We start from the raw sequence: 20,416 nt of genomic DNA on the forward strand, positions 1-20,416 counted from the left end.
CTCGTACTGGATGTACTTGGGATTTCGGCCGGTGCGGCGAGAGGGCGTGCCGGGCGTCGCGACGGGGCGAACGTTGCCTGATGCGGCACTAGTTCCCCGCCTCCGTCGAGGAGGGCCGCACCAGGACCGGCCCGCGGCACCCCGCTGCGGGCCGGACCGGGGAGGTGCCGCGGCCTCGCCCACGCCCCCGACGGCGCCGGGACGCGCGGGCGTCTCCTCCGACACCGTCGGTGTCTTCGAGCCGGGCCCCGTCCTCGCGACACCTTCGTACGGCGGGCGACGGTTCGACGACAGGGCCGGCCCTTGGAGGTCGCGCGCGCAGGTGGGGCGGCGCCGCGTGCCGATGGGCGGCGCGAGCCCGCTCCCTATCGGTCCCCAGGTCGTTAGCCTGACCGGATGCCGGAAACCGAAGCCGAGACCGACTTCCTGGCCGAGGGGCGCCGTGCGGCGATCCGCCCCTACCGCCGGGCGGATGCCGAAGAGTTCACCACCCGCGCGCGGGAGAGCCGGGACCTGCACCGTCCCTGGCTCTTCCCGCCCCTCGACGCCGACGCGTACGACGCGTACGCCGGACGGCTGATCGACGACCCCACGAAGGCCGGCTTCCTGGTCTGCCGACGCGAAGGCGAGGACGGACGCCGCCCCGGCGCGATCGCCGGATTCATCAACATCAACAACATCGTGCGCGGCGGGTTCCGCTGCGGCGCACTCGGGTACGGCGCCTTCGCCCACGCAGCGGGGCGGGGCCTGATGGGCGAGGGGCTGGAACTGGTCCTGCGCCACGCCTTCGGCCCGCTGGGCCTGCACCGCCTCGAAGCCAACATCCAGCCGGGCAACGAGGCGTCCCTGGCGCTCGTCCGGCGCGCCGGATTCCGCCTCGAAGGGTTCTCGCCGGACTTCCTCCTCATCGACGGGGCCTGGCGCGACCACGAGCGGTGGGCGATCACGGCCGGGATGCCTCGGCGCCCGGCGGGCTGACCGGGCACCACCCCGGGCCCGCCGCCGACCCGCTCCACCGGCCGAACGGATTGGGGAAGTCTTTGCCCGTGGCCGGATCGCAGCGCCACCGGGGCCCCGCGAGGCCGTATTCCCCGGGCCGCGGAGCACGGAAATCCGTATAGGAACGGGAAAGCGGCGGCCGAAAGCGTGAGGGATCGGACCCGTCGGCGCGACACCCGTGTTGACCGCATGCGGCCGGAGGCGGAGCCTCGTCATATAGCTGCTCAATACAACTGGTTTGCAACCGGTTCTGCCGGGCCCTCGCCCACGGCACGCCGCCCCCGCCGGGGCGACCCGTGCGTACGACCGCTTCCCGGCCGGGACCTCATCGGGAGGACGCGTATGTGTGGCATCGCAGGCTGGGTCTCCTACGACCGTGATCTCCGGGCATCCGAGGAGGCCGCGACGCTCGACGCGATGACGGAGACGATGGCCTGCCGGGGCCCGGACGACCGGGGGACCTGGACCGACGGGCACGCGGGGCTCGGGCACCGCCGGCTCGCGATCATCGACCTGCCGGGCGGACGCCAGCCCATGTCCGTCTCCACGCCCGAGGGGGACCTCGCCCTCGTCTACTCCGGCGAGGCGTACAACTTCACCGAACTCCGCGGCGAGCTGACCGGCCGCGGGCACCGGTTCACCACCGACTCGGACACCGAGGTCGTGCTGCACGGCTACCTGGAGTGGGGCGAGGCCGTCGCCGAACACCTCAACGGCATGTACGCCTTCGCCGTCTGGGACGGCCGTCACGACAAGCTCGTCATGATCCGCGACCGGATGGGCGTCAAGCCGTTCTACTACTGGCCGACGCCCGACGGAGTGCTGTTCGGCTCGGAGCCCAAGGCCATTCTGGCCAACCCGCTGGCCCGGCCCCGGGTGACCCTCGACGGGCTCCGTGAACTGTTCAGCCTCGTCAAGACCCCCGGGCACGCCGTGTGGGACGGCATGCGCGAGGTGGAGCCCGGCACGGTCGTCACCGTGGACCGCAACGGCCTGCGCCGACGCGTCTACTGGCGGCTGGAGACCCGTGCGCACCACGACGACCGCGACACCACCATCACCACCGTGCGCTCGCTGCTCGACGACATCGTGGGCCGCCAGTTGGTCTCCGACGTACCCCGCTGCGTCCTGCTCTCCGGCGGCCTCGACTCGTCCGCGGTCACCGCCCTCGCCGCCCGGCGGCTCGCCGAGAGCGGCGAGAAGGTCCGCACGTTCGCCGTCGACTTCGTCGGACGCACCGAACACTTCGTCGCCGACGCGCTGCGCACCACCCCCGACACCCCGTTCGTGCACGACGTGGCCCGGCAGGCGGGCACCCTCCACCGCGACATCGTGCTCGACCCGGACACCCTCGCCGACCCCGACGTACGCGCCCGGGTGATCCGCGCCCGCGACCTGCCGATGGGCCTGGGGGACATGGACTCCTCGCTCTACCTGCTCTTCCGGGCCATCCGCGAGCACTCGACCGTCGCACTGTCCGGCGAGTCCGCCGACGAGGTCTTCGGCGGCTACCTCCAGTTCTTCGACGAGGAGGCCCGCCGCGCCGACACCTTCCCCTGGCTGGTCCACTACGGCGAGCACTTCGGCGAGGACGCGGACATGCTCCGCGACGACGTGCACCGGGCCCTCCGCCTCGGGCCGTACATCCGCGACTCCTACGAGACCGCCGTCGCCGGCATCGAACGGCTCACCGGCGAGAGCGACTTCGAGTACCGCATGCGACGGATCTGCCACCTCCACCTGACCCGGTTCGTGCGTGTCCTGCTCGACCGCAAGGACCGGGCCAGCATGGCCGTCGGCCTGGAGGTCCGGGTGCCGTTCTGCGACCACCGGCTCGTCGAGTACGTCTACAACACACCCTGGGCGCTGAAGTCCTTCGACGGCCGAGAGAAGAGCCTGCTGCGCGAAGCTGTCGCGGACGTCCTGCCCCGGTCCGTGTACGAACGGACCAAGAGCCCCTACCCGTCGACGCAGGACCCGAAGTACGCCGTCGCCCTCCAGGAACACGCCCGCGACCTGCTCGCGCAACCGGACCACCGGGTCTTCGAGCTCATCGACCGCGACCGGCTGAGCAAGGCGGCCGACGAACACGCCGCCCCCCAGGTCACCGGAGCGTCCCGGCGCGGCCTGGAACGCACCCTGGACCTGGCGACGTGGCTGGACATGTACCGGCCGGAGGTGGACCTCAGCTGAGCCGTTCACCGGCGGCGGGGCGCCCGGCCGCCCCGTCCGACCGCCGCCCCTTGTAATTGACCTTCATGGTGTCCATGTCCGTCGCGGTGGAACGGAGTTCGCCGTGGCCGTACCCCAGTTCCCTCAACCGGGTCTCGGCGCGGTCCTCGGCGATCGCGGACGCCATCTCCTCGCCGTCCGCGGCATCCGACACGACCACGAAGCGCATGCTGAAGTGCTTGAGCACCCGGTCGTACGACAGCGAACCCGCCTCGGTGAACTGCATCGCGTCCAGCCCGTGCCGGTCCACCTCGGACAGGAGGCGGGCGCGTGCCTCCTCCGTCAGGCCCTGCCAGGTGCCGCGCACGATCACTCGGTAGGTGTGCTGGGTGCTCATCGTGGTTCCCGCTCCGTCTTCCGTACATGAAGAGCTTCCGCTCATGAACGGCCAAGGGTACGGAGACGGGGTGCGGTGCACTACGGAATTCGTGGGGCCGCCCCCGGGGAGGGGGAGGGGCGGTGGCTCGGTCCGTGGCGGGGCCGTGAACTTCCGGTCTTTTCCCGAGCCGGGCGGCGGAGCCCTGGTCGGGCCGCCGTCCAGCGTGTTCCATGGTCGACGGGGGCGCCCGGACCAGCGGCGGCCCGCGTGAAGGAGCGAGGTTGCCTTGGCCACGACCGTACGACGTGCCGTACTGACTCTGCCCGCCGCACCGCTGGGCCCGGAGAACCCGTTGCCCGCGTTGCGTCCGCTCGACGAGACACACGTCGTCGACCAACGGGTCCGGGCCGGCCTGCCGGGCGACATGGCGCGCCAGGTCGGCTACGATCCACTGTCCACCGTGCTTCCGGTGCGCCTTCTCGACGGGTACGGACGCGAGCGCGTCCCCACCGCGCTGGACGCGATCGTCATCGAGAACGACCGGCTGAAGGCCACCCTGCTGCCCGGGTTCGGCGGCCGCGTCCACTCCCTCCACCACAAGCCGACCGGCCGCGATCTCCTGTACACCAACCCGGTGCTGCAGCCGGCGGACTTCGCGCTCAACGGTGCCTGGTTCTCCGGCGGCATCGAATGGAACATCGGGGCCACCGGCCACACCACCCTGTCCTGCGCACCGGTGCACGCCGCCCGTGTGCCCGCGCCCGACGGCGGGGACATGATCCGGCTCTGGGAGTGGGAACGGCTGCGCGACCTCCCGTTCCAGGTGGACCTGTGGCTGCCGGAGGACTCCGACTTCCTCCATGTCGGGGTGCGGATACGCAACCCGCACGAGCACACCGCACCCGTCTACTGGTGGTCCAACATCGCCGTTCCCGAGGGCGAACGCACCCGCGTCCTGGCCCCGGCCGACGAGGCGTGGCACTTCGGCTACGAGCGGGCCCTGACCCGCGTCCCGGTTCCGGTGTCCGGTTCCGTCGACCGCACGTACCCGCTGCGGAGCGACTTCCCCGCCGACTACTTCTACGAGGTGCCCGACGGCGCACGCCGCTGGATCGCCTCCCTCGACGAGCACGGGCACGGTCTCGTCCAGACGTCGACCGACCTGCTGAGGGGCCGGAAGCTGTTCCTCTGGGGCAGCGGCCCCGGCGGGCGGCGCTGGCAGGAATGGCTCACCGAGCCCGGCACCACGGGCTACGCCGAGATCCAGGCCGGTCTCGCCCGGACCCAGCTGGAGCACGTACCCCTCGAACCGGGCGCCGAGTTCAGCTGGCTGGAGTCCTACGGGCCGCTGTCCGCCGACCCGGAGGCGGTGCACGGCGACGACTGGGCGCAGGCCCGTGCCGAGACCGAGCGGCGGCTCGCCGAGGCGCTGCCGCGCGCCGATGCCGAGGCCGCGTACACCGCGTGGCTCCGCTGCGCCGACACCGAGCCCGGCGAATCGCTCGCCATCGGTTCCGGGTGGGGCGCCCTGGAGGTCCGGCGCGGCGGATACCGACTGCCGGGCACTCCGTTCGTGGAATCGACCCTTGGTGAGCAGCAGGAACCCTGGCTGGAGCTGCTCGACCGGGGCAGTCTCCCCGCGGCTCGCCGGGCGGCCCCGCCCGGCCCCTCGCTGGTCTCGCGGCACTGGCGCGACATGCTGGAGACGGCCCCCGCCGATCCGCTCACCGAATACCACCTCGGTGTCGCCCAGTGGCACGCCGGTGACCGTGCCCAGGCGGTCCGCAGCTGGGAACGGGGGCTCGTCCGTGCCGCGTCCCGCTGGCCGCTGCTGCGCTGCCTCGCCGTGGCCGCGGGGGAGAGCGGGCAGCGAGAACGGGCCGCCGGACTCTACGTGGAGGCGTTCGACGACCTGGGCGCGGAGCGTCCGGGCGGCGGTGACGGCGTCGGCAACGGCGATGCCGGTGGCCACGGCGGTGACGGCGTCGGTGGTGAGGCCCGGACGGCCGCCGTGACGGCGCTCGGCCGCGAGGCGATCGAGGCACTGCTGGCGGCGGAGCGTCCCGAGGCGGCCCGGGAGGTATGGGCCGGGCTGCCCCCGGAGGTCCGCGGTCGCGGGCGCTTCCGCCTGCTGGAGGCCCGGCTGCTGATCGCCGAGGGCGACCGTACCGCCGCCCGGGCAGTCTTCGACGAGGGCTTCGAGGTCGCCGATCTCCGGGAGGGGGCGGAGATCCTGGACGAGGTGTGGGCCGCGGTCACCGACGAGGAACTGCCGGACCGGCACGACTACCGGATGCGTCCCAGGACGTGACGGCTTCTCGGGACCTGATGCGCCCCGGGACGTGCCGCCTGCCAGGACATCAGGCGTCCCAGGGCTCGAGGTGCTCGAGGTGGGGGACCGCCTGGTACGAGCCGCCGGGACGGGCATGGACCCGGTGGCTTCCGGCTCGGCGGTGTCCGGTCCGGCGGTTGTGGGCCCGGTGTTCTCCGGGCCCGTGGGCGGCTTTTGGCCCCGTCGGGTGGGGCCGGTGGTCGTGGCGCGGGGCGAGCGCCGCTCAGGCGCCCGCGTTCCGGTCGACGTACTCGAAGACGGAGCCGTCCGGATGCACGGCGATCAGGTTGCGGCCCACCGGTGTGGGCACCGGACCCGCGATGACCCGCGCACCGACCCGGGTGAGGGAGGCATGGGCCGCGTCGACATCCTTGACCGCGATCGTCGCCGTGACCTTGCGCAGGATCTCCAGTTCGGACTCGGGTCCGCTCATCAGCAGAAAGCAGCTGATCGCGGCGACCGACACCCCGCCGCGCTCGAAGCGCAGCGCGGAACTGTCCGTGAGGTCCTCGTAGAAGGCCACCGCGGCCTCCAGGTCGTCGACGCAGATACGCAGCGTGGTTCCCAGAATGTCCATGCGGGACAGGGTAGTTGGCGGATATCAGGCCCGGCAGAGGATCTCGCCGTGCGGGACCATGAACCAGGCGTCGTCCCGTTCTCCCCACGTCCGCCAGGCCGAGGCGATGGCGGTCAGTTCCCCGGCGTCGGCGTGACCGCCCGCCACGGCCGACTCCGCGTAGGCCGAGCCGACCGTGCGCTCCGCCCACAGGCCGCTCCACCACGCGCGGCTCTCCGGGGTGGCGAAGCACCAGGCGGCGGCGGTCGGAACGATGTCGGTGAAACCGGCCTTCCGGGCCCAGGAGAGCAGCCGGCGGCCCGCGTCCGGCTCCCCGCCGTTGGCGCGGGCGACCCGGCCGTACAACTCCTGCCAGGCGTCCAGACCGGGGACCTCGGGATACCAGCTCATGGCCGCGTAGTCGCTGTCGCGGGCCGCGACGATGCCCCCGGGCCGACAGACCCGTCGCATCTCGCGCAGGGCCCGCACCGGGTCGGTCACGTGCTGGAGCACCTGGTGGGCGTGGACGATGTCGAAGGAGTCGTCGGGGAAGTCCAGTGCGTGCACATCGGCGGTCGCGAACTCGATCCCATCCAGGCCGCGTTCGGCGGCGACCTCGGCAGCCCGGTCCAGGACCTCCCGACTGGTGTCGACCGCGGTCACCCGGCCGGGAGCGACCAGCGCGGCGAGATCGGCGGTGATGGTGCCGGGCCCGCAGCCGACGTCCAGCACGGTCATGCCGGGGCGGAGTTCGCCGACGAGGTACGCCGCGGAATTCGCGGCCGTACGCCAGCGGTGCGAGCGCAGGACGGACTCGTGGTGGCCGTGTGTGTAGACGGCGGACCGCTTCTCCATGGCGTGGTTCCTTCCTTGGGACGCGAAGCGCGAAGCGCGGTGCCCCGGAGCGGGCCGCGCGCAGAGCGGCCGGCGGCGAGGCCCCCGTGATGACACCGTACGCGCATGGATCGCATTATGAGATGGGTGTCTCGCCATATGGTCAAAGGGTGATGCTGTCGTGGGCTGCCCTTCCGTTCGACGGCCCGGGTCGCGGATGCCTCACCGCTTCGGGGCGGGGCAGTACACCGTCAGCGCCTCGGGCAGCTTGTCGATCGTCAACTCGCCCCGCGCATACCCGACTTCGCCGTCGTATGCGTAGGGTGTGCCGGGAGCCAGGCCCGAGACCCGTACTTTCCGGCGCCGCCGTGCCGCGTGGACGGGCGAACGGGTGAGCGGCCCGGCGACGGCCGCCGCGAGCAGGCGCAGGCCGGGGGCGCGTCCCGCGTGCACCATCCGTACGTCCAGCAGACCGTCCGCGAGACCGTGACGACGGCCCGGCGCCGGGCCGACCCGCTGGAACAGGCCGTTGCCCACGAACAGCAGCCACAACGGGCGCCGCCGCCCGTCCACCTCCGCCTCCAGCGGGCGGTCACCGCGCAATGCCCGCCATGCCGCGAGCAGACCCGCAGGCCAGGCGCCGATCCGGGGAGCCCAGTATTCGCGGGTCCGCACCAGCTCCGGATAGACGCCGAGGCTGAAGGCGTTGAGGAAGTATCCGTACGCGTCGACGGTTTCGCCCGGCCCGAACGGCCTATGGGGTTCGTGGGGACTGCCCGGGGCGACCGGTTCGCTCGGGCCTTCCGGGCCTTCCGGGCCGTTCGGCCCCGGTCGGAAGCGGCCGATGTCGACCTGTACCGCGTCACCCGTGGTCAGGGCGGTGCGGACATCGTCCACCGTCTCGATGCCCAGGTCGTGGGCGAAGTGGTTCAGCGTCCCCCCGGGGAACACCGCCAGCGGCACCCCGTGCGCGCGGGCCACGGCGGCCGCCGCGTTGACCGTGCCGTCCCCGCCGCAGACTCCGAGCGCCCTGCCCCGTCCGGCCGCCCTCTCCAGCTCGGCGCGGAGGTCGTCGGGCGCGCATCCCACCACCTCGGCATCGGGCAGTGCGGCGCGCACCAGTGATGCGGCCGTCGCCGCGGTTCCTGACTGCTCGTTGACCACGACGACCAGGCCCCCGCCGTCCGGCAGCGCCGGTGCGCGACCGGGCGTGCGGCTCGGTGCCGGGAACCGCGCGCGCGTCGGAACGACCCCGCGCAGCGCCAGCGCCGCCCCCACCCCGAGCGCCGCACCGGCCAGTACATCACTCGGGTAGTGGACCCCGGTGTACACGCGGGAGGCGGCGACGGAGAGCGCGAGCGGCGCCACGACCGCGCCCCACCCCCGCGATTCCAGGGCCACGCCCGTGGCGAAGGCCGCCGCCGACGCCGAGTGCCCGGAGGGGAAGGACGTGGTGAACGGCTGACGACTGAGCTGCCGAACCACCGGAACGGCGTCCAGCAGCGGACGCTCCCTGCGCACGGCCCGCTTGCCGAGCGTGTTGGTCACGGCGGACGCCACGGCCAGCGAGGCGACCCCGCGCAGCGCGGCCCGCCGTGCCCGGGCGCCGCCGCCCAGCGCGGCCAGGCCCGCCGCGACACCGAACCAGAGGAGTCCGTGGTCGGCGCAGCGGCTCAGCCGGGGCAGTACCGGTTCGGCACCCGGCCAGGTCCGGTGCGCCAGGCTCCTGAACACGGCGAGATCGCCGCGGCGGAGCCAGGCACGCGGTGCGACGGACGGAGAAACGCCGAACGGCGTACGCGGTGAGTGCATGGGACTGCGGATACCCCGATCGGCCGTGTGACACCTCGTCCGACCGCGCGGAACCACCGGGCCGTGTGCGACACGTTCCGCCGTCCGCCCGCACGGCCCCGCATGTGTGCCGTTCGGGTGTCCGCCGACGGCGCCACGTGTGCGGGGTGCGGGCCGCGGCCCTTACCCTGTGGTCGTGATTCCGGCCCGTGGCCGGACTCTCCGTGACCGCAGCCGCGATCCGCCGGACCGGGCGCGGGGCCGACGGGCCCCGGCCCGGACGCCGCGGGACTGCGGCGCGGTCGGACCCCACAAGGGGCAGACTCCACAAGGGGCAGACATGAGTTCCGCGCGCCTGGACGTGGCCGTATCCGAGAACGCCGAGCTGGGCGAGGGCCCGACCTGGGACCCGGCCGCCGGCCGGCTGATCTGGGTCGACATCCTCGCCGCCCGCGTACACACCTACGACCCGGTGACCGGCCACCGCACGGTGCGGACCACCGAACAGCACGTCGGCGCGGCCAAACCGCGCGTGGGCGGGGGGCTCGTGGTCAACTTGCGCGACGGCATCGGCCTGTACGACCCGGACGGCGCGTTCCGTTGGCTGGTCCACGACCCCGAGCCCGGGCGCCGGGGCAACGACGCGGCGGTCGCGCCCGACGGGGCGCTGTGGGCGGGCACCATGCGCTACGACGAGACCGAGATCGGCGGCAGCCTCGCCCGCGTCGCGCCGGACGGCGGGGTCACCCCGGTGCTGCCCGTGGTGGCGTGCAGCAACGGCATCGGCTGGAGCCCGGACGAGCGGCTGATGTACTACGTCGACACGCCCACCCGCCGTGTCGACGTCTTCGACTTCGACGGCGAGAACGCCGTGAACCGGCGTCCGTTCGCCACGATCGAGGAGGGCGCGGGCTTCCCCGACGGCCTGACCGTCGACGCGGACGGCGCCGTCTGGGTCGCTCTGTGGGACGGCGCGGCGGTGCGCCGCTACACGCCCGACGGTTCGCTGGACCGGATCGTCGAGCTGCCCGTGAGGCGTCCGACCGCCTGTGCCTTCGGCGGTACGGATCTGCGCGACCTCTACATCTCCTCGGCGCGCGTCGGACTGGACGCCCCGCATCCGCTGTCCGGCTCGCTGCTGGTGGTGCCGGACGCGGGGCAGGGCATGCCGGGGACGCCCTTCGCCGGCTGACCGCCGTCCGGGCAGGAGCCCGCGCCGCGGAACGGCGGCCGGCCAGGGCCCGGCCGAACCGCGCCGGGACCTCGGCTTCCGGCCGCCGGGCCCCGCTGGGCGGGCGGGTCCCGGCGAACCCTCGTATAAAGGCCCTGGGCGTGACATACGGCGGGCACGGCGACGGGGCGGCGGCGAAGGAGGCCCGGATGGCGCGGGAGCGGACCGAGCACACCGAGGAAACCGAGCACACGGAGCGCACCGAGGACGAGAAGCACATCGACGAAGCGGAGCGCACCGAGGAGGCGGAGCGTACGGGCAGGGACGACCGGAGCGGACCGGCGGGGCGCGGGGGTGGTACCCGTTCCGTCCGGGGCGACCACGGTCCCGTCCGCTACGGGCCGCCCGCCCCCGACCCCGGACTGCCCGTGCTGCCCGAACTGGCCGAGGTGCTCGCCGCTGCGGCCGACCGCGGCGCGCCCGAACCGACCGGTGGGGGCGATGTCCTGCGCCGCGCCGCCACCGCCTATTGGGCCCGACGCGGTCTGCACGGCGGCCCGGAGCACATCGCCGCCGCGCCGGGAGCCTCGCCGCTGCTGCTCGCGCTGATCGCCGCGCACGGCGGCGACATCCTGCTGCCGCGTCCCTGCACCGCCACCTGGATCCCGCAGGCCCGGTTGCTGGACAGCCCCGCCTACCAGGTGCCGACACCGGCCGAGTGCGGCGGCGTGCCCGATCCGTACGCGCTGCTGGAGACCATCCGCAGGGTGCGCGCGGAGGGCGGCAGGCCCCGGCTGCTGCTGGTCTCCGTCGTCGACGATCCGACCGCGACCGTGGCCCCGCCGGAACTCGTGCGCGAGGCGTGCGAGGCGGCGGTCGCCGAAGGGCTGCACATCGTCAGCGACGAGACCTGGCGCGACACCCTGCACCGGCCGCACGACACGGTCCTGCTCAGTCCGGCGGAGATGTGCCCGGACGACGTCACGGTCCTCTGCGATCTCGCCGGTGCGCTGACCCCCTCGGCCTGGCCGGTCGCGATCGCCCGGTTCCCGGACACCGGGCGGGGGGCGGTGCACCATGCCCGTACGCTCGACGTCCTCACCGCGCTGGGCGCGCTCGTCGCGGTCCCCGTGGCCGCTGCCGCCGCCCACGCGCTGCTGGGGCCGGACGCCGTCGCCGACCGGGTACGCAGGTCCGCGACGCTGCATGCGCGGATCGCGGGGGCGGCCCATCGCGCGGTCCTCGCGTCGGGCGCGCTCGCCAGGCCCCCGCAGGCGGGACGCCACCTCTACGCCGATCTGGGGCCGCTCAGGTCCGGGCTGGCCGCCCGGGGGGTGACGGATTCCCTGGAGCTGGAGGAGTACCTGACGGAGCGTCTCGGGACACCGACACCCGGCGGCCACCGGTTCGGCGACGATCTGGCGGCCCTGCGCGTACGCCTGGGCACCGGGACGCTGGTCGGCACGACCCCCGAACAGCAGCTGGAGTCCCTCGCCGCCGAACGACCCCTGGAACTACCGCATGTGGCCGGGGCCCTCGGGCGCTTCGAAGCTGCCCTCGCGGACCTTCGCTGACGGAACCGGACGGCTCCCCCATACCCGTTCAGCGGCGTCACTGCCCGGACCGGCAGTGTCCCGAGCCCGGACCGGCAGTGTCCCGAGCCCGGACCGGCTCCTTCCCGAGCCCGCGCCGGCTCCGTCCAGTGCCCGGACCGGGCTCCGGTCAGCGCCCGTGCAGCGGCCGGATCGGGACCGTGTTCAGTGGCCGAACCGGGCCCGTATCCGGCGCCACGCCGCCGGGCCGCCGCTGACCAGCAGCGTCAGACCCACCGCCGCTACCACCCCCTGCCACGGTTCGGGGAACAGCGAGCCGCCCAGCACACCGATCAGCTGGTACGTCGCGGCCCACGCCAGACAGGCCGGCACGTCCCCGCGCGCGAACCGGTGCAACGGCATCCGGCTCAGCAGGCAGGCCAGCATCACGGGAATCCGCCCCGCCGGTATCAGCCGCGACAGCACGAGCACCATCGCCCCGTGCTCGTCCAGCTTCCGCCGTGCCTGCTCCAGCCGTTCCGGAGCAGCCTGGTCGCTGATGGTCCGGAGCCACTTCGAACCGTTCCTCGACCGCACCCCGCGCCGGCCGAGCCAGTACAGACAGATGTCGCCGACGAATGCCGCCGTCGCCGCCACCGCGAACACCACCAGCAGCGCGAACGGCGACGACTGATGCAGCGCCACCACCGCCGCCGAGCTGACCAACGCGCCCGTCGGCACCACCGGCACCAACGAGCCCAGCGTCACCAGCAGGAACAACGAGGGGTAGCCCACCGCCTGCTGCGTCGACTCCGGGGGGAGCTGTCGCACGACCTCCTGGATCACCTGGTGGCCCCCGGCCGCATCCGCTCGCCGTGGGAGAGCCGGTGCGTGGCCACCTCCGGTGCCAGCACCGCCGCCTTGCGGACGAACTCGTCGCCCGGCGAGTGGAACTCGTGCGGCCGGACGCCGTCCAGCCCGATCGGCCAGTACGTGCCGTAGTGCACCGGTACGGCTGCCCGGGGCGCCAGCCGGGCCAGCGCCTGCGCCGCCCGCCCCGCGTCCAGATGGCCGTGGCCCAGATACGGGCCCCAGCCGCCCACAGGCAGCAGTGCCACGTCCACCGGCCCGACGATCCTGGCCATGTCGTCGAAGAGGCCGGTGTCGCCCGCGAAGTACGTCCGGGCCTCGCCCTCGATCACATAGCCGAGCGCGGGGGAGCGGTGCGGCCCCATGGGCAGGCGCCTGCCGTCGTGCAGCGAGGGAACCACGCGGATGCGCACCCCGTCCGTCCCGCCGAACCGGACCTCGTCGCCGGGGGCCACCTCGGTGACCCGCAGCGCGCGAGCCGAGCTCAGCCGGCGCAGCCCCGGCACGGTGCGCAGCGCGCCCACCGGCACCACCAGTCGGCTGCCCGCCGCGAGCCGGGCCAGCGACGGCAGGTGGAGGTGGTCGGAGTGGAGATGCGAGACGAGCACGACATCGGCGACCGCGGCCTCCGGGCCGGGCAGCTCGCCGCGACGCCGACGCAGATGGGCCAGGCGTCTTACGAACAGCGGATCGGTGAGCACGCGCACCCCGGAATCCTCGATCGTGCAGGTGGCATGGCCCCACCAAGTGACTTCCACCGGCACGCGGCACCTCCTCGTTCCCCGTCTTCTCGTCCGGCTCCGGCAACCGAGCCTAATGCCGTGACCGGATCGGGTGTCTGGGCTCCGTCCGTTGACGCACCTCCGGGCGGCACCGCGGACCGAGGGGTGCGCCGTGCACAGAGGAGTGCCCCGCACCGGGTGTGTGCCGGGTACGAGGCGCGGGCCCCGCATCGGGCGTGTGCGCCGGGTACGGGGCGTGGTCCACGCATTGGGCGTGTGCGCCGTGGCGTACACCTGGGCCACCCGCACGACCCTTCCCGCCGCCCCGTGTGCGCCCTCGCCGCCGGGCCCGCTCCGGCGTGCGCGGGCGCACCGCCGTTCTGCGCTGTGCAACGCGCTCCTCCCGTCCCGACATGCGCCTTTTTGCAGGGGAGAGGGAGGGGTAGGGTCGCCCGTACGCCTAGCACGGGGGAACGGTCTTGGGGGACGCAGTGGACGTACGGGTGGCGGCGATCGCCAGTCTCACACCGCTCGAAGAACTCGACAGCGATCCGTTCCTCGTGGACACCCGTAGCCAGCACGACATGTGCGCCCGCTGGGCCGCGGACAAGGGATACGTCGTCACCCGCCAGCTCCGCTTCTACGGACTGCGCCCCGATCACCACGCACTGTGGAGCGATGTCGAGAGCGGCGATGTCGAGGTGTTCGTCGCCGCCAACGACCGGGTGCTGGAACGGGCCCTCACGTCGGTCGCGGAGTTCGCCGCGGAGTGCGCGCGGCGCGGCGTGCGCCTGGAGATCGCCGGGCTGGACGAGCCGCCGTACAACGCCGGCACGAAGGCGAGCGTGCACCGCAGGCTCTCCATGCCCACCGCCGGTTACGACGGCCGCTGACGCACTCCGCCTCCACTGCCGCCTCTGCTTCTTCCTCCGCCCCCGGGCCCAGCCCCCGCCCTCGTCCCGGCCCCGTCCCTTCCGCGGCTTGCCGTCGGGCTGTGACAGGCTGGGGGACAGGGTCCGCAGCGGCGGGGCCCGGACGTGAGGTGGTCGAGGCGTGGGTGACGGGCGATGGCGAACGGCCGGCAACGCCCTGATGCGAGTGGCCGTGGTGTGGGCGGTCTCCACGCTCACGATGCTGGTGCTCGCCGGGGTACTGCCGGACTTCCGGCTCCAGTCGGACGACGGCGACAGCATCACCAAGACCGCGTTCACCGCGGCCTGGGGCGCCGGAGCGTTCGGCCTGCTCTCCGCACTCGTCTGGCCGCTCCTGGTGCGGGCACTGCTGATCGTGCCCGCACTCGTCCTCGGACTGCTCGTCTTCTTTCTGAACGGTTCGCTGCTGCTGGTCGCCCTGCGGCTCATACCGGACGGGCGCGGCGCCGCCGACCCGCAGACCGCGGTCGTCGTCGCGGCCGTGATGTCCGCCGTCGCCTCGGCCACGTCCACGGCGCTCGCCGTCCGCGACGACAACGCCTACCGGCGGCGCCTGTCCCGGCTCGCCGACCGCCGACGCCGCCGCAGCGGGCACGACCACGGCCGCTGCGGGCCGCCGGGCATCGTGTTCATCCAGCTCGACGGCGTTGGCCACGACATCCTCGCCAGGGCGGCGGACACCGGTCTGATGCCGACCGTCGCGCGGTGGCTCACGGACGACGGGAGCCACCGGCTCACCTCCTGGCGCACCGACTGGTCCAGCCAGACCGGAGCCAGCCAGCTCGGCATCCTGCACGGCAGCAACCACGACGTCCCCGCCTTTCGCTGGTACGAGAAGGAGACCGGCGACGTCATGGTCTCCAGCCGGCCCGCGAGCGCTCTCGAACTCCAGCGCAGGGCCGTCGCCCGCACCCGTGACGGAGGGCTGCTCACCGTCGACGGCGCCAGCCGCGGCAACCTCTTCAGCGGCGGCGCCGACCAACTGGCGCTCGTCCTGTCCATGGCGGCCAGGCGCGGCAAGGGCCGCCGTTCCCGGGCCGGCTACTTCGCCTATTTCTCCGACCCGGCCAACGCCGTGCGCACGGCGTTGGCGTTCGTCGCGGAGGTCTGCCGCGAGATCGGCGAGTCCACCCGGGCCCGCATCCGGAAGGAGGCGCCTCGGATCAAGCGCGGCGGGCTCTACCCCTTCATCCGGGCCTTCGCCACCGTCGTCGAACGGGACGTGGTGGTCGCCGCCGTCATCGGGGACATGTTCGCCGGACGCACCGCCGTCTACGCCGACCTCGTCGCGTACGACGAGGTGGCGCACCACTCCGGACCGCACAGCCGCGACGCGGAGAAGCTGCTCGGGCGGCTGGACCGCTGTCTCGCGCTGATCGCGAAGGTCGCCGAGCACACCCCGCGCCGGTACCGGATCGTGCTCCTCTCCGACCACGGCCAGAGCCCGGGGGAGACCTTCGCGGGAGCGTACGGGCTGACGCTCAAGGACCTGGTGCGGGCGGGCTGCGGCCTGCCCGTGTCCCGCCGGGCGCAGCGCACCCGCAGCGGCTCGGAGGCGCGCGACGCGGTGCGGATCGCCCTGCACCGGCGCCCGGTCGAGGAGACCGGGGCGGAGCACCGCGCCGAGCCGTCCGACCCGGTCGTCCTCGCCTCCGGCAACCTCGGGCTGATCTCCTTCCCCGACATCGAGGGGCGTGCCTCGCGCGAACAGCTCGACCGGAGCCGTCCGGCGCTGCTCGGCACCCTCGCCAACCATCCGGGCATCGGCTTCCTGCTGGTCCGCAGCGAACGCCACGGATCGGTGGTGCTGAGCCGCGGAGGCACCGAGACCCCGGTGCGGGAGCTGCGCGACGGGGAGGGGCCGCTGGCCCCGTTCGGCCCCGGTGCGGCGGCCGCGATCCGCCGCACCGACACCTTCCCGCACGTCGCCGACGTCATGGTGAACTCGATGCACGACCCGGCCACGGGCACCGTGCACGCCTTCGAGGAACAGATCGGCTCGCACGGGGGCCTCGGCGGCGCGCAGTCCCGGCCGTTCCTGCTGTGGCCGACGGACCTGTCGTCCCCGGTGGCCGACGGCACCGAGCTGGTGGGGGCCGAGCGGGTGCACCGGGTGCTGCGGCGCTGGCTGAGGGAGTGCGCGGGGCGGCGGACTCCGGCGACGCGCACGCCGACGACGGTCGTACGGTACGCGGCGGACGGCGCCGACGCGGCGGGGCGGCACGACGGGGCGGGCCCGCGCGAAGGGGCGGGGCGTCCCGATGCGGCGGGGCTTTCGGGCGAGGCGGACGGAACGGTTCCGACGGTCGGCTGACGGGGCGTTCTCCCAGCTGGGAGGGGATTGTCAGTGCTGGACGGCAGGATGGGGGCCATGACGAACTCAGCTGTTGTGCTCGCCGATGCCGCCGCCTACGCCGCCGCGGTCGAAGAAGCGTCGCAGGCCGCGGCGGCCTACTACGCCACGGGCGAGAGCGCGCTCGACGACGACGCGTACGACCGGCTGGTACGGGGGATCGCCGCATACGAGCAGGAGCACCCGCAGGAGGTGCTGGACGCGTCACCGACCGGCAAGGTGGCCGGCGGGGCCGCGAGCGGGGACGTGCCGCACACGGTGCCGATGCTGTCCCTGGACAACGTCTTCTCGGCCGAGCAGTTCGCGGCGTGGACGGCGTCGCTGGAGCGCCGCATAGGCAGGCCCGTCGCCGCATGGAGCGTGGAGCCGAAACTCGACGGACTGGCCGTCGCCGCCCGCTACCGGGAGGGCCGTCTGGACCAGCTGATCACCCGGGGCGACGGCACCGCCGGCGAGGACGTGTCGCACGCGATCGGCACCGTGGCCGGACTTCCCGGACAGCTGGCCGAGCCGGTCACGATCGAGCTGCGTGGCGAGATCCTGATGACGAACGAACAGTTCGAGCAGGCCAACGCCGTGCGCACCGAGCACGGCGGCACCCCCTTCGCCAACCCGAGGAACGGCGCGGCGGGCACCCTGCGCGCCAAGGACCGGGCGTACACGGTGGAGATGACGTTCTTCGCCTACGGGGCCCTGCCCCTGGCCGAGTCCGGAGCACTGACCGGGACGCTCGCCGACCTCCCGCACAGCGAGGTCCTGGCGTACGTCGCCGCGCTCGGCGTCCACACCGCGGCGGCCACGGACGTGGCGCCGCGCACCGTCACCACCGTCGAGGACGTGCAGGCCCGTGTCGAGGAGGTCGCGGGGCTGCGTGCCGCGTTGCCGTTCGGGATCGACGGCATCGTGATCAAGGCCGATCTCGCGGCCGACCAGCGCGACGCCGGTTCCGGGAGCCGGGCGCCGCGCTGGGCCATCGCGTACAAGCTCCCGGCCGTCGAGAAGGTCACCCGGCTCCTCGGCGTCGAATGGAACGTGGGCAGGACCGGCATCATCGCGCCCCGCGCCGTGCTGGAACCCGTCGAGATCGACGGGTCGACGGTCAGCTATGCCACCCTGCACAACCCGGCCGACATCACCCGCCGCGACCTGCGCCTGGGCGACCGGGTCATGGTCTACAAGGCGGGCGACATCATCCCCCGGATCGAGGCGCCCGTCGCCCACCTGCGGACCGGCGACGAGCAGCCCGTGGTCTTCCCCGAGGCATGCCCGCAGTGCGGATCCGAGATCGACACCAGCGAACAGCGCTGGCGGTGCGTCAGGGGCCGCGACTGCCGCCTCGTCGCCTCCATCTCCTACGCGGCCGGCCGCGACCAGCTCGACATCGAGGGGCTCGGCGCGACCCGGGTCGTCCAGCTCGTCGACGCCGGTCTGGTGACCGACTTCGCGGACCTCTTCACGCTCGGACGGGAGCAGCTGCTCGGCCTGGAGCGGATGGGCGAGACCAGCACGGACAACCTCCTCGCCGCCATCGACACGGCACGGACGCAGCCGCTCTCCCGGGTGTTCTGCGCGCTGGGCGTGCGCGGCACCGGACGCTCCATGTCGCGGCGGATCGCCCGCTACTTCGCGGACATGGACAGGATCAGGGCGGCCGACGCCGAGGAGCTCCAGCGGGTCGACGGCATCGGCAAGGAGAAGGCCGCGGCCGTCGTCGCCGAGCTGGCGGAGCTGGCCCCGCTGATCGAGAAGCTGGTGGCCGCGGGGGTCAACATGACGGAGCCGGGCGCGACGCCGCCGCCCGAGCCGGGCGAGGAGCCCGCGCGGACCGCGTCCGAGGACGGGGAGGGGAAGGCGGACGGGGCCGCCGGACTGCCGCTGCACGGCATGACCGTCGTGGTCACCGGCGCGATGACCGGTGTGCTGGAGAAGCTCTCCCGCAACCAGATGAACGAACTGATCGAGCGGGCGGGCGGAAAGTCGTCGTCCAGCGTCTCCAAGCGCACCACGCTCCTGGTCGCCGGTGAGAAGGCGGGATCCAAGCGCACCAAGGCCGAGGACCTCGGGGTCCGGATCGCCGGGCCGGACGAGTTCGCCGCGCTGATAGCCGACTTCCTGCCGTCGGAGGTCTGACCCACCGCGCGGCCGGGAAGTGGGCGGCGGCGCCCGAGCCCTTCGATTTTGCCCGAGAGTGGCTTTCTTTGCCTCCCTATTGCATAGTGAGGGCTCGGCCATGCCTTGCTGTCAGCGGGTGCGTGGGTGGGTGCTACGGCTGCTCCGGCAGATCCGGGGGAGGGACGATGCGTTCGCTGCACGACGGACCGCGGATCGACCGGTCCTTCCACCGGGAACTGCGGGGCGTCACCCGCGGCCTCGCCCTCGATCTCGGCAGCTCCGGTACCCGTGCGTGGATGCCCGGGCACGGTGTCGTCGCCGACGCCGCCCGCGCCGGAGCCGCCGACGCGCCGGGGCACGGACGCCCGGTGCGCCGGGGACGCATCGTCGACCCGGTGTCCTGCGGGCGGATGCTCGGCCGCATCGCCGACACGGCCCTGGGGCCGGACCGCAGCGGCACCGTGATCGTGCTCAGCCATCCCGTCCTCGCCGGTGCCGAGCACCGCGCCGCCGCGAGGGAGGCGGCCGCCTCCCTCGGGCCGACCCGTGTCATCGCCCTGGACAGCGCGAGGGCCGCCGCCGCGTGTGCCGCGCCGCAGGACGGCGGCCCGCTGCTCGTCGTCGACATCGGCGCCGAACTGACGGAGGCGACGCTCCTGGTCGGCGGACAGATCCGCGACGCCCGCCAGGCCGAGACGGGACTCAGCGACCTCGGCCCCGGCGAGCCGCCCACCGCCGTCGTCCGCACCGTCCTGGACATGGTCCTGGACATGTGGCAGCAGGACCGGCACGGCGCCGTCCTGGGCGCCCTGCGCAAGGGTCCGCTGCTCGCGGGCGGCGGTGCCGCACGCCCTGATGTCACCAACCGGATAGCAATCCGGCTCGGCGCTCCGGTGCGTCTCGTCGACGACCCGGCCACCACCGTCGTGCGCGGTGCCGGACTGATCCTCAACTCGGTGCTCCGCCGGGCGGCCACGGCGCCCGCGCTGTCGGGCCGACACAGGTGACCCCCCTCCCGGGGCCGCCCCCGGGGAACGTGCCCCCGGGGGCACGGCCGGACACCCCGGCGCGCCGCGGCCACGCACGGGCGGGCCGTCGACTCCTCGCGTCCCTGCTGTTCGCCGTGCTCACCGTCGTGGGCGGCGCGCCCGCGGCGGCCGGGGCCCTGTACGCGGGGGGACCGTTCGCCGGTGCGCCGCCGCCTCCCGCCGCGCAGGCGCCCGACGCCCGGCAACCGGTCCCGCACACCGACCGGACCGCCCGCACGGTCACCGTCCACGACTCCCGCCGCGCCCGCACGGCCACGGCCACCGACGGCCACCGGCCCGCGCCCACCACCGGACCCGGGCCCGGGCCCCGGGCCGGTGCCGAGCACAACCGCGCCCCGCAGCAGCTCCCGCCGTCCGACCCCGACGTCCTGCTGCCCGGCGCGCCGGGCATCCGTACCCCGCACCTCCAGCCGCGCCCGGTGCCCGCCGTACTCTCGCGCACCATCGACCGTTTCCGCGTCGCGCTTCCCGGCGTACGCGGGCCTCCGAGGACGGCCGTCCACCGGCCACCCGCCCCGGTACGGGTTGTGCCCCCCGCCCGGCCACCCGTGGTCCCGTCCCACTGAACCGCCGTCCCGTTCTCGCCGAGCCGAGGGCGCACGGCGCCCCCTC

Annotated in this window: 16 protein-coding genes; 10 read left to right on the forward strand and 6 right to left on the reverse strand. The window is 73.9% G+C overall.

All coding sequences use genetic code 11. From position 1 onward, the window contains the following. The first annotated feature begins 396 nt into the window (after positions 1 to 396). Both ACFYY6_RS23440 and asnB read left to right on the forward strand, forming a co-directional pair. Entirely contained in the window at positions 397 to 978 is a 582-nt protein-coding gene (locus ACFYY6_RS23440; protein WP_389194934.1) for a GNAT family N-acetyltransferase, read from the forward strand. 363 nt (positions 979 to 1,341) lie between these two features. Continuing rightward, positions 1,342 to 3,192 carry an asparagine synthase (glutamine-hydrolyzing) gene (gene asnB / locus ACFYY6_RS23445; RefSeq protein ID WP_389194937.1) on the forward strand — a complete coding sequence of 617 codons (1,851 nt, stop codon included), beginning with the start codon at positions 1,342 to 1,344 and terminating at the stop codon, positions 3,190 to 3,192. Here the strand turns inward: asnB and ACFYY6_RS23450 are convergent. Further along, entirely contained in the window at positions 3,185 to 3,568 is a 384-nt protein-coding gene (locus tag ACFYY6_RS23450) for a DUF6204 family protein (RefSeq protein ID WP_351525342.1), read from the reverse strand. The genes asnB and ACFYY6_RS23450 overlap by 8 nt on opposite strands. A 268-nt stretch (positions 3,569 to 3,836) precedes the next feature. Between ACFYY6_RS23450 and ACFYY6_RS23455 the strand changes: the two genes are divergently transcribed. Then, the gene (locus tag ACFYY6_RS23455) at positions 3,837 to 5,861 is read left to right on the forward strand and encodes a DUF5107 domain-containing protein (protein ID WP_389194940.1); all 2,025 of its coding nucleotides are present in this window, start codon (positions 3,837 to 3,839) and stop codon (positions 5,859 to 5,861) included. 244 nt (positions 5,862 to 6,105) lie between these two features. Here the strand turns inward: ACFYY6_RS23455 and ACFYY6_RS23460 are convergent, their stop codons facing one another. The 3 genes from ACFYY6_RS23460 to ACFYY6_RS23470 form a co-directional block, all read right to left on the reverse strand. Continuing rightward, positions 6,106 to 6,459 (reverse strand): VOC family protein, encoded by a 354-nt coding sequence (locus ACFYY6_RS23460; protein WP_351525340.1) that lies wholly within the window; start codon positions 6,457 to 6,459, stop codon positions 6,106 to 6,108. A gap of 24 nt (positions 6,460 to 6,483) precedes the next feature. After that, positions 6,484 to 7,293: a class I SAM-dependent methyltransferase gene (locus ACFYY6_RS23465; protein ID WP_386609025.1), complete on the reverse strand. Its 810-nt coding sequence runs from the start codon at positions 7,291 to 7,293 to the stop codon at positions 6,484 to 6,486. A 201-nt stretch (positions 7,294 to 7,494) separates the two neighbouring features. Continuing rightward, positions 7,495 to 9,084: a bifunctional phosphatase PAP2/diacylglycerol kinase family protein gene (locus ACFYY6_RS23470; protein WP_389194944.1), complete on the reverse strand. Its 1,590-nt coding sequence runs from the start codon at positions 9,082 to 9,084 to the stop codon at positions 7,495 to 7,497. A gap of 319 nt (positions 9,085 to 9,403) precedes the next feature. On the opposite strand from ACFYY6_RS23470, the gene ACFYY6_RS23475 reads away from it, so the two are divergent. Together ACFYY6_RS23475 and ACFYY6_RS23480 are read left to right on the forward strand one after the other, a co-directional pair. Then, positions 9,404 to 10,255: an SMP-30/gluconolactonase/LRE family protein gene (locus ACFYY6_RS23475; protein ID WP_351525337.1), complete on the forward strand. Its 852-nt coding sequence runs from the start codon at positions 9,404 to 9,406 to the stop codon at positions 10,253 to 10,255. Positions 10,256 to 10,395: 140 nt separating this feature from the next. Then, on the forward strand, positions 10,396 to 11,808 hold the full coding sequence (locus ACFYY6_RS23480; RefSeq protein WP_386609028.1) for an aminotransferase class I/II-fold pyridoxal phosphate-dependent enzyme: 1,413 nt from the start codon (positions 10,396 to 10,398) through the stop codon (positions 11,806 to 11,808). Positions 11,809 to 11,991: 183 nt separating this feature from the next. Here ACFYY6_RS23480 and ACFYY6_RS23485 read toward each other — a convergent pair whose 3' ends face one another. Both ACFYY6_RS23485 and ACFYY6_RS23490 read right to left on the reverse strand, forming a co-directional pair. Further along, entirely contained in the window at positions 11,992 to 12,612 is a 621-nt protein-coding gene (locus tag ACFYY6_RS23485) for a VTT domain-containing protein (protein WP_351630462.1), read from the reverse strand. After that, on the reverse strand, positions 12,609 to 13,400 hold the full coding sequence (locus tag ACFYY6_RS23490; RefSeq protein ID WP_351630460.1) for an MBL fold metallo-hydrolase: 792 nt from the start codon (positions 13,398 to 13,400) through the stop codon (positions 12,609 to 12,611). Before ACFYY6_RS23490 ends, ACFYY6_RS23485 begins: the two co-directional genes overlap by 4 nt. 437 nt (positions 13,401 to 13,837) lie before the next feature. Here ACFYY6_RS23490 and ACFYY6_RS23495 point away from each other — a divergent pair, with 437 nt between their 5' ends. From ACFYY6_RS23495 to ACFYY6_RS23515, 5 genes are all read left to right on the forward strand, one after another. After that, on the forward strand, positions 13,838 to 14,251 hold the full coding sequence (locus tag ACFYY6_RS23495; RefSeq protein ID WP_073781502.1) for a hypothetical protein: 414 nt from the start codon (positions 13,838 to 13,840) through the stop codon (positions 14,249 to 14,251). A gap of 199 nt (positions 14,252 to 14,450) precedes the next feature. Then, positions 14,451 to 16,604, forward strand: a complete 2,154-nt coding sequence (locus ACFYY6_RS23500) for an alkaline phosphatase family protein (protein ID WP_389195077.1) — start codon at positions 14,451 to 14,453, stop codon at positions 16,602 to 16,604. A gap of 48 nt (positions 16,605 to 16,652) precedes the next feature. After that, entirely contained in the window at positions 16,653 to 18,773 is a 2,121-nt protein-coding gene (ligA, locus tag ACFYY6_RS23505; RefSeq protein WP_351630487.1) for an NAD-dependent DNA ligase LigA, read from the forward strand. A gap of 167 nt (positions 18,774 to 18,940) precedes the next feature. Continuing rightward, positions 18,941 to 19,762: a rod shape-determining protein MreC gene (locus ACFYY6_RS23510; protein ID WP_351630453.1), complete on the forward strand. Its 822-nt coding sequence runs from the start codon at positions 18,941 to 18,943 to the stop codon at positions 19,760 to 19,762. A 29-nt stretch (positions 19,763 to 19,791) separates the two neighbouring features. After that, complete coding sequence (locus tag ACFYY6_RS23515) at positions 19,792 to 20,370, forward strand: hypothetical protein (protein ID WP_351630450.1); 579 nt, start codon at positions 19,792 to 19,794, stop codon at positions 20,368 to 20,370. Positions 20,371 to 20,416 lie beyond the last annotated feature (46 nt).

Origin of the sequence: Streptomyces sp. NPDC001750 (genome assembly GCF_042892615.1) — a bacterium.
Classification (GTDB): Bacteria; Actinomycetota; Actinomycetes; order Streptomycetales; family Streptomycetaceae; genus Streptomyces.